Origin of the sequence: Empedobacter sp. UBA7252 (assembly GCF_002472765.1) — a bacterium.
Lineage (GTDB): Bacteria > Bacteroidota > Bacteroidia > Flavobacteriales > Weeksellaceae > Empedobacter > Empedobacter falsenii_B.
The window spans coordinates 1,939-13,611 of the sequence record NZ_DKSQ01000110.1; the positions used below are offsets into that span (position 1 = coordinate 1,939).

Sequence of the window (11,673 nt, forward strand, 5' to 3'; positions counted from 1 at the left end):
GGAGTTTTTTATTTTATTTATTAATCATCAATTTTCTTAAAATTTCCGTTTTTATCAAATTTTAATTCAAGTCCATTGTTCAATTTCACTTCAATTTCTTTTCGGTCTCTTTCAATTTTTGTTATTGTAGTATTCGGAAAACTTCTTTTCACATAATTCGAAATTTTAGCTGGAATAAATCCTGTTGGAATAGCATTTCGTTTTCCATCGACTTCTTTCCAAGCTCCGTCTCCATCAAATTCTACTTTTGTTCCATTTGCCAAATACACTTTATATTCTTTCGAAAAATAATCGTCGTCCAACATCACAGAACCAACTTGTTTTACACCAAAATATTTGTTGATAAATTGCTGTCCCATTTTTGGAACTTGGTTATATTTTATTGCTTTATCTTGAGCAAAAGAAATCAACGTTGCACTTAACATGATAACACTTAAAAACTTTTTCATTTTGTTTGATTTTATAATTATTAAGACAAAGTTGCAAAGTGAATTAGGAAAGATTTGGGAATAATTTATTTTTTCAAAATAAATTGATGAAAAGGAAACTCATAATTGTAACGTAACGTCAAATTTTGTTGATTTTTGATAATCGTGTCCACAATCGAAAGCCCCAAGCCATTATTTCCATCACTTGTTCCTTGTTTATAAAAACGACTAAAAATAAGATTCGAATCCAATGTTGCGTTTTTCCCTGTATTCGAAATTATAAATTGATTTGAATCACTTTCTATCTTAATAATTTTCTCATCATTATTATGTTTGATCGCATTTCGAATCAAATTTGAAATTAAAATTCGCGCTAAATCGATATTAAAATCAAGAATAAAATCTGCCTTAAAATTCGTTTCTAATTTAATTTCTTCTGCTTCTAAAATTTCTTCATAATCTTCGATCAAATCTTTTGTCAAAGCTGTAAAATTAACTTCAACATTATTTTTGTATTGATTATTCTCGATTCGAGATAACATTAACAACGATTTATTAAGATTCACCATTCGCCAAAGTGTTTGCTTGGTTTCTACCAAACTCATCACCTCTTTTTCTTTTAAATCTGAATTTTCTATTAGCAAATCAAGTTTGTTTAGCGCAATTGTCAAAGGTGTTTGCAATTCGTGGGAAGCATTTTCGATGAACAATTTTTGTGAATTAAAAACCTCATCATTTCGATTAATCATTCGCTCAATTTCTTTTTGCAAATAAGAAAATTCTTTCACATTCGTTTCGACAAGTTTTGGTTTTTCGTTATTTCCTACTTCATATTTTCTTAATTGAGAAATAATTTGCCCAAAAGGTTTGAAGGCTTTTTTCAATCCAAAATGATTAATCAATAAAATACTAATCAAAATAAAAACATACAACGCAATCAAAGAAATCGATAAATCATAAATCAATTCATCTTCTTCGACTGTTGAGGTTCTTATTTCTAATGAATACGGATGATTTTCTTTGTCATAAAAACCAGTTCTCAATATACGATAAGGTTCCATATCATCATCGTATCCCATGTAAACCAACTCATTCGAAAAGTGATTTCTTTCATCATATTTACTTGGATCAACTTTGGAAATTTTGAATTGACTTAATCCAAATTCGGTTGTATTTAATAAATTCGGATCGCGATAAGCTTCTCGAATAATTTCAATTTTTTGATTCTTTAATCCGTCATCTACATTGTCATAAACTTCATCCAAAATCAAGGAATGAAAAAGAAATGCCCAAATCGCAATAACGATAAGCAACCAAAATGTGAGGTAACGAAATGTATAATTTTTTAGTGATATTTTCATGTTAAATCAACTTATAACCAATCCCATAAACCGCTTGTAAATCGGCTTCAGAATTTGCTTCTTTCATTTTTTTTCTTAGATTTTTTATTTGCGAATAAATAAAATCTAAATTATCAGATAGCTCAATATGATCTCCCCAAACACTTTCTGCTAAAGTTGTTTTCTGAAAAACACGTTCGGGTCTCAACATAAAATAATACAGCAAATCATATTCCTTTCTGTTTAATTTCAGTTCGATATTATTTACTTTTACCAAACGATCTTCGGGAAAAATTTGAATATTTTTATAACTCAAAACATCCTCTCCTTTTTGTAGATTTTTGCGCAAAGCAACTTTAATTCGAGCCAATAATTCAGCAAAATGAAATGGTTTCGCTAAATAATCATCCGCGCCAACCAATAATCCTTCTACTTTATCATCAACCGAATCTTTCGCCGACAAAATAATCACCGAAGTTTCTTTATGAAGATTCTTCAATTCCTTCAACAAAGACATTCCATCACCGTCTGGTAACATCATATCCAATAAAATGCAATCATAATCGAACGAAATTATTTTATCCAAAGCTTGCTGATAATTATCTGCTGTTTCGACAATCATCTTTTCCTTTTCTAAAAACTCAACAATTGTTTCTTGCAATTTTATTTCATCTTCTACGACTAAAATCTTCATAACTTCAGTTTAAATAATTGGTAAAAATAGATAGTAAAATAGGAAAGAATTAGGAAAACTCCTACTTTTATTCTCAAAATTTAAGATTTCAATTTTGAAAAAATATAGCTTTAAAAATGATTATAGCGAAGGTGCTCACCCAGCAATTTTGCAACGATTAATCGATACAAATTTAGAACAAACAATTGGTTACGGCGAAGACGAATTTTGCAATGAAGCAAGAGAGTTCATCAAAAAAAGACTGAAAAAAGATTCAGCAATTCATTTTGTTTCTGGTGGAACACAAGCCAATTTAATTGTAATTTCTTCTATTCTAAAACCACACGAATCTGTAGTTGCAGCCGAAAGCGGGCATATTGCCGTTCACGAAACGGGCGCGATAGAAGCAACAGGACATAAAATAAATACCATTGCGACGGATAATGGAAAAATAACTCCTGAGCAAATTTCGATTATTCTTGCCACACATACGGACGAGCATATGGTAAAGCCAAAATTGGTTTATATTTCTAATTCTACGGAAGTTGGAAGTGTTTATTCAAAAAAGGAATTGCAAAAGCTTTATCATTTTTGCCAAGAAAATAATTTATACCTTTTTGTTGATGGCGCACGTTTAGCTTCTGCTTTAACTTCTTCTAAATGTGATTTAAACTTAGAAGATATGGCAAATTTTGCAGATGTTTTTTACATTGGTGGAACTAAAAATGGTGCACTTTTAGGTGAAGCAATTGTGATAAATAATTTAAAATTGGACGAAGATTTTCGTTATCATATTAAGCAAAAAGGCGGAATGTTAGCGAAAGGACGTTTGATAGGAATTCAATTTTCGGAAATGTTTCGAGATGATTTATTTTTCGAGATGGGAAAACACGCCAATCAAATGGGAGAAAAATTAGCAAATGCTATTTCAGCAAAAGGTCACAACTTTTTGACAGAACCATCTTCCAATCAAATTTTCCCTATTTTACCAAATTCAATTATCGAAAAACTACAACAAGATTTTGAGTTTTATATTTGGCAAAAAATTGATGAAGAAAATTCTGCAATTAGATTAGTCACTTCTTGGACAACACCAGAGGAACAAGTAGAAAATTTTATCAAATTAATATAAAACATAAAAGGATCCATAAATTATTGGATCCTTTTATTTTAATAATAATCTTTCACATTTTTCAAACGCTCTTTCGCGCGTTTATATTCTGCTTTTCTGATTTCTTTTTTACGTTTCATCAAATTTTTATCGTAAGAATAATTACGTTCTATTCCCTTGATATCTCTTTCGTATTCGTCTTCTAAACGCTCTAACCGATCATCAATTCGATCTTTGTAATAATCGTCACGATGAGAATTTGACCATTTATAACGTTGATTATCATTTAAGATTTTATCAATATCACGTTGTAAATTGTAAGAAATCTCTCTTTTTCTTCTACCTTTTTCGTAACCAGATAAATTACGATCTCTTCCAACTCTTTCGAAATCTTTACTTGCTTGTTTTTTTAAAGCAATTATTTTATTTTTTTGACTACTTGATATTCCGTAATAATCAGATCTTTCAATTAAAATATCGACATTTCTATTATTTCCATCATTTGGTCTATTTTGCGCATAACTTGACATTGTAAACAACGCAAAACCAAAAATTAAAAACTTCTTCATATTCTAAACTTTCGTTTAGAATAAGCAAAGTCCGTGCTGAAATGAATAAATTATTAAAATTTATATTTAATCAACAACTAATCAATAAATTAATTAAACCTTAGTTTTTTCTAACGCTTGCAAAATATCTTCGATAATATCCACTTTATCCTCCAAACCGACTGATAAACGAATAGAGCCTGGCCTAATTCCCAAATCTGCACGTTCTGCATCTGATAATTTTGCGTGAGTTGTAGTTGCTGGATGCGTTGCAATCGATCTCGAATCCCCTAAATTAGACGTATATAAAATCATTTCTAATGCATCAATAAATCTGAAAGCACGTTCTTTTCCTCCTTTCACTTCAAATGTTACGATTCCACCCCCGCTTTTCATTTGTTTTTTCGCCAACTCATATTGCGGATGCGATGGTAAAAATGGATATTTTACATCTGCAATTTCAGCATGATTTTCCAAAGCTTCTGCCAACGCCAACGCATTTTCGCAATGACGATCCATACGAAGTGGCAACGTTTCTAAACTTTTAGAAATTGTCCATGCATTAAAAGCTGACATCGCTGGACCTGTATGACGAATAAAAAACATCATTTCGTTGATTAATTCTTCTTCCCCTACAACTACTCCACCCAAAACTCGACCTTGTCCGTCCATATATTTTGTTGCAGAATGAATAGATAAATCAAATCCAAATTGCAAAGGTTGTTGTAAATATGGTGTTGCGAAACAATTGTCAATTGCAAAAATAACATTCGGATGTTTTTCTTTCAATTTTGCCAAAGATTCTAAATCAAATAATTCTAATCCAGGATTTGAAGGCGATTCTAAGAAAACAATTTTTGTATTTGATTGAATTGCTTTTTCCCAATCCTCGATATTTGGCGTTTCTACATATGTATAAGTTACGCCCCAACGCGGAAATAATTGCGTAATTAATTGATGTGTAGAACCAAAAATTGCACGACTCGATACAATATGATCTCCACTTTTTATATACGAAGCAAAAGATGCAAAAACAGCAGCCATTCCCGAAGCAAAAGCTAAACCTGCATCTGCTTTTTCCAAAGCACAAACGCGATTAATAAACTCTGTTGTATTTGGATTTGCATAACGTGAATAAACCATACCTTGCTCTTCTTCTGCAAAAATTGCACGTCCTTGCTCTGCGCTATCAAAAATAAAACTTGATGTTAAATATAATGGAACCGAATGCTCGCGAGTAGCAGATCTTGGCGCTTGCTCACGAATTATCTTAGACTGATCTTTTTTCATAAGAATCAAAGTTAACGATAGTTTTATTAAGCAAAAAGCTTTTAATAAAGTTTTAAACAGAAATTATTTCTGTTTTCAATCGTTGTTTCGATAATTTGACTGTTTCTAAAAAGATTTTTAGAAATATTTCAGAAACGATTTTAAAACTTTCATTTTCATCACGATTAAAAATAATTAAACGAGTAATTATTCCTAAAATATCATTCAAATTTAATCTCTACCTTTGCAGTCTTATATCAATTTATGTCATTCGAAAATTTAGGATTATCACCATATTTATCAAAAGCAATTACAAAACTTGGATTTTTAAAACCTTTTGAAATTCAGACCGAAACAATTCCATCTATTTTAAAAGGAAAAGATGTGATGGGAATTGCAAAAACTGGTTCTGGAAAAACCTTGTGTTTTGTTGCGCCTTTGCTACAAAAAATTCAGCATCAATCGTACGAAAAATCTCGTAATATAAAAGCGTTAATTTTAGTTCCAACACGTGAATTAGCAGTTCAGATTGAACAAACTTTTGCAGGATTACAAACTGCTTTACGTCGCGAAGTACAAACACAAGCTGTTTATGGTGGAACTTCAATTAATCCACAAATGAAGAATTTATATGGAACTGAAGTTTTGATTGCAACTCCTGGTCGTTTATTGGATTTGATGGATCATAATGCGTTATCATTGGATCAATTGCAATATTTGGTGATTGACGAAGCAGACAAAATGTTCCAATTAGGATTTGGAGATGAGATGAACCGAATTTTGAAAAGTGTTCCGAAAAAGAAACAATCAATTCTATTTTCTGCAACTTTGAATGATAAAATTGATGAAATAAAATCTACATTAAGTATTGATCCAATTGTTGTTGAAATCAAAAAACAAGAAATTGATTTGGAACAAATCGAACAAGTTGCTTATAAAGTTGATGCCGAAACAAAAGGTCCTTTTTTACGTTATTTAATCAAATCTGAAAACTTAGAACAAGTTTTGGTTTTTGTTTCTTCGACACGAACTGCAGATAATTTAGTAGAAAAATTAAAAAAGAATAAAATCTCTGCAATGGCGATTCACAGTAAGAAATCCCAAGGCGCTAGAATGGATAATTTGGAAGATTTTAAACTAGGTGATATTAAAGTTTTGGTTGCAACAGATTTGATTGGACGCGGAATTCATATCGAAGGTTTACCAACTGTTATTAATTACGAATTACCTCGTTCGCCTTTAGATTATGTGCACAGAATCGGGCGTACAGGTCGTGCAAATGCAAACGGAAAAGCCATTAGTTTGATTACAGAAGAAGATTTGCATCATTTCAAAATCATTCAGAAAAAAATGGGTAAAAAAGTTGATTTACTTCCAACTGATAATGTGAATTTACACGGATATTAAAATAAGTTTTAAGTTATGAGTAACAAGTTCTAAGTTTTCTCTGAACTCATTACTCATAATTTTTTAATTAAATCAAGTCCAAAGATATTGTCTAAACTCTATTAATTTTTTCAACATTTGATTATCTTCTTCATATTGATTATTTTCTAAATTATCATTATCGAGCTTACGTTTATTCCACCAATTATATAAGTTTTCAATTTCAATTTTTGCATTTTTATGTTCATCATCATACATCCAATCAACATGACTTGTAAATAAATTTTCTTTTTCAATACAATCGCATAAAATCTGAAAACAAGCATGTAAAATAATCACATCCTTATCTAGCCATTCATCGTTTAATGTTTCTATTTTTAGAAGATTCGAAGGTTTCATTATTAATTTATTTTTTCAAAACTTATCACTCATAACTACTAACTCACAACTTCTAGATATGTGGACCAAGCATATTTTTAGGATCAAGGATTTCGTCCAAACGTTCTTTCGACAATAAACCGTGATCTAAGACCAATTGATATACACCTCCTCCTGTTTCTAAAGCTTCTTTCGCAATTTTTGTACTTGCTTTGTAACCAATGTAAGGATTTAAAGCTGTAACAATTCCAATACTATTTTGTACTTCATTTTTCAAATGTTCTGCGTTTGCTGTAATTCCATCCACACATTCAACACGTAGCGTATTCATCGCATTTGTTAAATATTGAATCGATTCCATAATCGAAAAACCAATTATTGGCTCCATTACATTTAATTGTAATTGACCAGCTTCGGCAGCCATTGTTATTGATAAATCATTTCCAATCACTTTAAAACAAACTTGATTCACTACTTCTGGAATTACTGGATTTACTTTCCCTGGCATAATCGAAGATCCTGGTTGTTTTGGAGGTAAATTAATCTCGAACAAACCTGTTCTCGGACCAGATGTTAACAAACGTAAATCATTACAAATTTTCGACAACTTCACACAAAGACGTTTCAAAGCTGATGAATAATCCACAAACGAGCTTGTATCCGAAGTTGCTTCAACTAAATTATCAGCCAACGAAACATCTTCATTCATGATTTCAGCTATTTTAGTTGTACACAATTGTGCATAACCTGGAACAGCATTCAATCCAGTTCCAATTGCAGTTGCACCCATATTAATTACTAATAATTCGGCAGCAATTCGGTTTAAATTATCAACTTCTTTATGTAATGTATTCGAAAAACCTTCAAACTCTTGCCCAAGCGTCATTGGAACTGCATCTTGCAATTGCGTACGTCCCATTTTTATAACATTACCAAATTGTTTCCCTTTTTTATCAAGTGCCTCATACAACGAAGTTAATGCCTCAACCAAAGGTTTATTCATATTAAATAATGCTAATTTCAAAGCAGATGGATAGGCATCATTCGTAGATTGCGAAAGGTTTACATGATCATTTGGCGAACAAAATTGATACTCTCCTTTTTGTTTTCCTAAATACTCCAAAGCAATATTTGCAATTACTTCATTTGCATTCATATTTGTAGAAGTTCCCGCACCACCTTGTATCATATCGATTGGAAATTGCTCTGTATATTTACCAGCTATTAACTCATTCGAAGCAAAAGAAATCGCATCAAATAATTCTTTCGATAAAATTCCTAATTCGTGATTGGCTTGCGCTGCTCCTAATTTCACAACACCAAGCGCTTTTACAAATTCGGGATAATGTGACAAATAGTTATTGGAAATTTTGAAATTATTAATGGCACGTTGCGTTTGCACACCATAATAAGCCGTTTCAGGAATTTGTAATTCTCCTAATAAATCAGACTCCGTTCTCATTTTATTTATTGTTTGTTATTGACAATTAAAGGTAAGGAATAATCTAGTATCTTTTTGAAAAGCATTTTTCCAAAAAATTTAAAAAATCTATATCTTTAAAACATTAACACAAAAGAGATGAAAGCAGCTCGTTATTATTCATTAGACGTTTTTCGTGGCGCAACTGTTGCGTTGATGATTTTGGTAAATAATCCAGGAACTTGGTCGGCTATGTTCGATCCTTTGGAGCATGCAGAATGGCACGGATGCACACCAACAGATTTGGTTTTTCCTTTCTTTTTGTTTGCCTTAGGAAATGCAATGGCTTTTATGATTCCAAAATTACAACAACAACCTCAACAAATTTTCTGGCAAAAAGTAATAAAACGAACAATTCTAATTTTCGGAATTGGATTATTCATCAATTGGTGGCCATTTTTCAAGTGGGATAATAATGAACTTATTTTCAAAGCATGGAAAGATTCAGAAGAAAGCGGAATCCGAATAATGGGCGTTTTACAACGAATTGCAATTGCTTATTTTTTCGCTTCGGTGATTGCTTTTTATTTTAAACAAAAACAAGTTTTATTGATAAGTTGTGCGATTCTTCTACTTTATTGGGTTTTAACTTTCGGACTTGGAACTTCTACCCCTTATTCATTAGAAGGTTTTATCGGAACTAAAATTGATAATCAATTGCTTGGTTTAGCGCATATTTACAAAGGAGAAGGAGTACCGTTTGATCCCGAAGGAATTTTCAGTACAATTTCTACTATTCCACAGGTTTTATTTGGGTATTTGGTTGGTGATTATATTCAGAAACAAGGAAATATCAATTGGTTGAATCGTCCTTTACCAAAAACTGACAATCCGCAATATAAAATGTTAGCTGGCTTATTTGTTTTAGGAACAATTGCGTTGACAATTGGTTACGTTTGGCAATGGGATTTTCCGTACAATAAAAAGATTTGGAGCAGTTCTTATGTTTTCAACACAACTGGTTTAGCAATTTTGACAATTGGATCAATGATTTGGTTCATCGAAATTTTAGGCATCAAAAATGGTTTCATGAAATTCTTTGATGTTTTTGGAAAAAATCCTTTATTCATCTTTGTTTTGAGCGGATTATTACCTCGATTATTAGGTTTAATCAGAATTGAAGCTGGTTTAAACGACAAAAGAGAAATCAAATTCATTTCACCATTGGGTTGGTTCTACGAAAATGTTTGCGCTAAAATTCCTGGAATTCCAGAAATTGGTTCATTTGTTTATTCGCTAATTTTCTTAGCTTTCTTTTGGTGGTTAGCTTATTTATTAGATAAAAAGAAGATTTATATTAAAGTTTAAAAGTCTTGAGTAGTAAATTATAAGTTTTTAGAAGAGATGTCTCGATTCCTCGACATGACATTAATTATCAGCCTAGATTGGATTTTCTTGTCATGTTGAGCGAGTCAAACGATGTAGAAACATCTAATATTTAGAAAACAATCTTACTTATAAAAATTATTTCTAAACCTTCTTATAAACAGCATAAAACTGATAAAAGTGCTGAATATTTTCAACATCAAAAATAATTTGTTTCCATTGATTTAATTCCAAAATCAATTGATTTTCGTGTTGAGTAAACTTCCCAACAAAAATTTCATCATCATTCAAATACAAACCAAACTTATCATTTACCAAATGTAAATTTTCCACTTCCAAATGTTCAAAAAATAAAATAGACGATTCTTCTTCTGTAAAATCGATAGGTGAAGCGATACCCGAAGAATATTCTAACGCAATAAACTGATGCGAATTATAGATTGGAAAGTAAATCGACGGATAATTTTCTATATTAGAAAATAATTCTTTTTTTAACTGAATTATTTCTCGTGATAAAAAAGGAATCGCGCTCAAATTTTTAACATTTCGTAACATATCAGCTTCCTCAAAATAGTTATCAAAGTGTAATATTTCGTTAACTGTTAAGTTTTTTTCGATCAAATGACTTATTGGAATGCTAAAATATTTAGCAATTTGAGAAATTGTTTCAATTCGTGGCTCTGCACGTTTTTCTTCATAAGATGAAATATTCCCTCTACTAACTTCGAACAAATCAGCAAAAGCCTGTTGAGTTAAGTTCTTAACTTGTCTTAATTTCTTTATATTTTCACCTATTTTTGTCATTATTTAAAATTTTAACACTTTTATTTGCTAATTATTTTAGCAAATTGTTTAATTTTATGGAAACAAATTACAAAAAACACTAATAACAACAAAATGAATTATTTTTCGAAGATTGAAAATTTTATTCAAAACATCAATTACACCATCACTTACAAAGACGAAAAAGAGGGTGTTTTTATGATTGAAAATTTATTGGATGGTGTTCAAAATCTGATTGTAGGAATTGCACCACCTGTTATCATTTTCGAGTTGTATTTATTTACAATTACAAATGATAATCTGGAAATGCTAAAAGCGTTGTTGATGAAAAATCGCGATATCATTCATGGTGCTTTTGCAATAACAGAAGACGGAAAAAAAGTTATTTATCGTTACACACTTCAAATTGCGAATCTTGATCAAAACGAATTTGAAGCAACGTTAAATTCTTTGAGCTTATTGATGAGCGAATATTCTGCTCAATTAATCGAATTTTCTAAACAATAAAACAATATCACTATGAATATTTTCAAACGTATTTTTAGAATTGGACAAGCGGAAATACATTCGGTTGTCGAAAAAATGGAAGACCCAATCAAAATGACAGAACAAGGAATTCGCGAAATGCGCGACGATCTTAATCAATCATTAGAGGCTTACGCAAAGGTAAAAGCAATGGCAATTCGTTCGCAAAATAGCGTCGACAAAAAGAAAGAAGAAGCTGCAGATTATGAACGAAAAGCAATTCTTTTGTTAGAAAAAGCTGAGCGAAATGAAATTACAATTGAACAAGCCGAAAATTTAGCGAAAGAAGCTTTGAGCTTAAAAAATCAATTGTTAGAAGAAATTACTGAATTAGAAAATCAAGTGATTATTCATGAAAAATCTGCAAATGAAGTGCACAAAAACGTTGAGGTTCTTAAATTCAACATTAATAAATGGGAAAATGAG

At 31.0% G+C, this 11,673-nt stretch carries 13 protein-coding genes; 5 read left to right on the forward strand and 8 right to left on the reverse strand.

Translation table 11 applies throughout. The features are described from left to right. Window positions 1–20: 20 nt before the first annotated feature. From B2X73_RS14960 to B2X73_RS14970, 3 genes are all read right to left on the reverse strand, one after another. Window positions 21–449: a PepSY-like domain-containing protein gene (locus B2X73_RS14960; RefSeq protein WP_114997745.1), complete on the reverse strand. Its 429-nt coding sequence runs from the start codon at window positions 447–449 to the stop codon at window positions 21–23. 65 nt (window positions 450–514) lie between these two features. After that, on the reverse strand, window positions 515–1,789 hold the full coding sequence (locus B2X73_RS14965) for a sensor histidine kinase (protein ID WP_221854498.1): 1,275 nt from the start codon (window positions 1,787–1,789) through the stop codon (window positions 515–517). A 1-nt stretch (window position 1,790) separates the two neighbouring features. Then, complete coding sequence (locus tag B2X73_RS14970; RefSeq protein ID WP_221854497.1) at window positions 1,791–2,462, reverse strand: response regulator transcription factor; 672 nt, start codon at window positions 2,460–2,462, stop codon at window positions 1,791–1,793. A 94-nt stretch (window positions 2,463–2,556) separates the two neighbouring features. On the opposite strand from B2X73_RS14970, the gene B2X73_RS14975 reads away from it, so the two are divergent. Continuing rightward, window positions 2,557–3,573, forward strand: a complete 1,017-nt coding sequence (locus B2X73_RS14975; protein ID WP_286495895.1) for a threonine aldolase family protein — start codon at window positions 2,557–2,559, stop codon at window positions 3,571–3,573. 38 nt (window positions 3,574–3,611) lie between these two features. Here the strand turns inward: B2X73_RS14975 and B2X73_RS14980 are convergent, their stop codons facing one another. Next, window positions 3,612–4,121 (reverse strand): hypothetical protein, encoded by a 510-nt coding sequence (locus B2X73_RS14980; RefSeq protein ID WP_286495893.1) that lies wholly within the window; start codon window positions 4,119–4,121, stop codon window positions 3,612–3,614. Between the two features lie 93 nt (window positions 4,122–4,214). Beyond that, window positions 4,215–5,390: a trans-sulfuration enzyme family protein gene (locus B2X73_RS14985; protein WP_286495892.1), complete on the reverse strand. Its 1,176-nt coding sequence runs from the start codon at window positions 5,388–5,390 to the stop codon at window positions 4,215–4,217. Between the two features lie 243 nt (window positions 5,391–5,633). On the opposite strand from B2X73_RS14985, the gene B2X73_RS14990 reads away from it, so the two are divergent. After that, window positions 5,634–6,776 (forward strand): DEAD/DEAH box helicase, encoded by a 1,143-nt coding sequence (locus B2X73_RS14990; RefSeq protein WP_286495891.1) that lies wholly within the window; start codon window positions 5,634–5,636, stop codon window positions 6,774–6,776. Window positions 6,777–6,848: 72 nt separating this feature from the next. Here B2X73_RS14990 and B2X73_RS14995 read toward each other — a convergent pair whose 3' ends face one another. Further along, window positions 6,849–7,154 (reverse strand): hypothetical protein, encoded by a 306-nt coding sequence (locus B2X73_RS14995; protein WP_114997765.1) that lies wholly within the window; start codon window positions 7,152–7,154, stop codon window positions 6,849–6,851. A 52-nt stretch (window positions 7,155–7,206) separates the two neighbouring features. Continuing rightward, window positions 7,207–8,604, reverse strand: a complete 1,398-nt coding sequence (gene aspA, locus B2X73_RS15000; RefSeq protein ID WP_114997768.1) for an aspartate ammonia-lyase — start codon at window positions 8,602–8,604, stop codon at window positions 7,207–7,209. A 108-nt stretch (window positions 8,605–8,712) separates the two neighbouring features. Between aspA and B2X73_RS15005 the strand changes: the two genes are divergently transcribed. Beyond that, window positions 8,713–9,921 carry an acyltransferase family protein gene (locus tag B2X73_RS15005; RefSeq protein ID WP_286495890.1) on the forward strand — a complete coding sequence of 403 codons (1,209 nt, stop codon included), beginning with the start codon at window positions 8,713–8,715 and terminating at the stop codon, window positions 9,919–9,921. Window positions 9,922–10,083: 162 nt separating this feature from the next. Here B2X73_RS15005 and B2X73_RS15010 read toward each other — a convergent pair whose 3' ends face one another. After that, window positions 10,084–10,743, reverse strand: a complete 660-nt coding sequence (locus B2X73_RS15010) for a helix-turn-helix domain-containing protein (RefSeq protein ID WP_286495889.1) — start codon at window positions 10,741–10,743, stop codon at window positions 10,084–10,086. A gap of 93 nt (window positions 10,744–10,836) precedes the next feature. On the opposite strand from B2X73_RS15010, the gene B2X73_RS15015 reads away from it, so the two are divergent. Further along, a complete protein-coding gene (locus tag B2X73_RS15015) occupies window positions 10,837–11,229 on the forward strand; it encodes a YbjN domain-containing protein (RefSeq protein WP_219034890.1) in 393 nt (130 codons plus the stop codon). Window positions 11,230–11,241: 12 nt separating this feature from the next. After that, a partial coding sequence (locus tag B2X73_RS15020) for a PspA/IM30 family protein (protein WP_291096848.1) occupies window positions 11,242–11,673 on the forward strand: 432 nt, incomplete at its 3' end.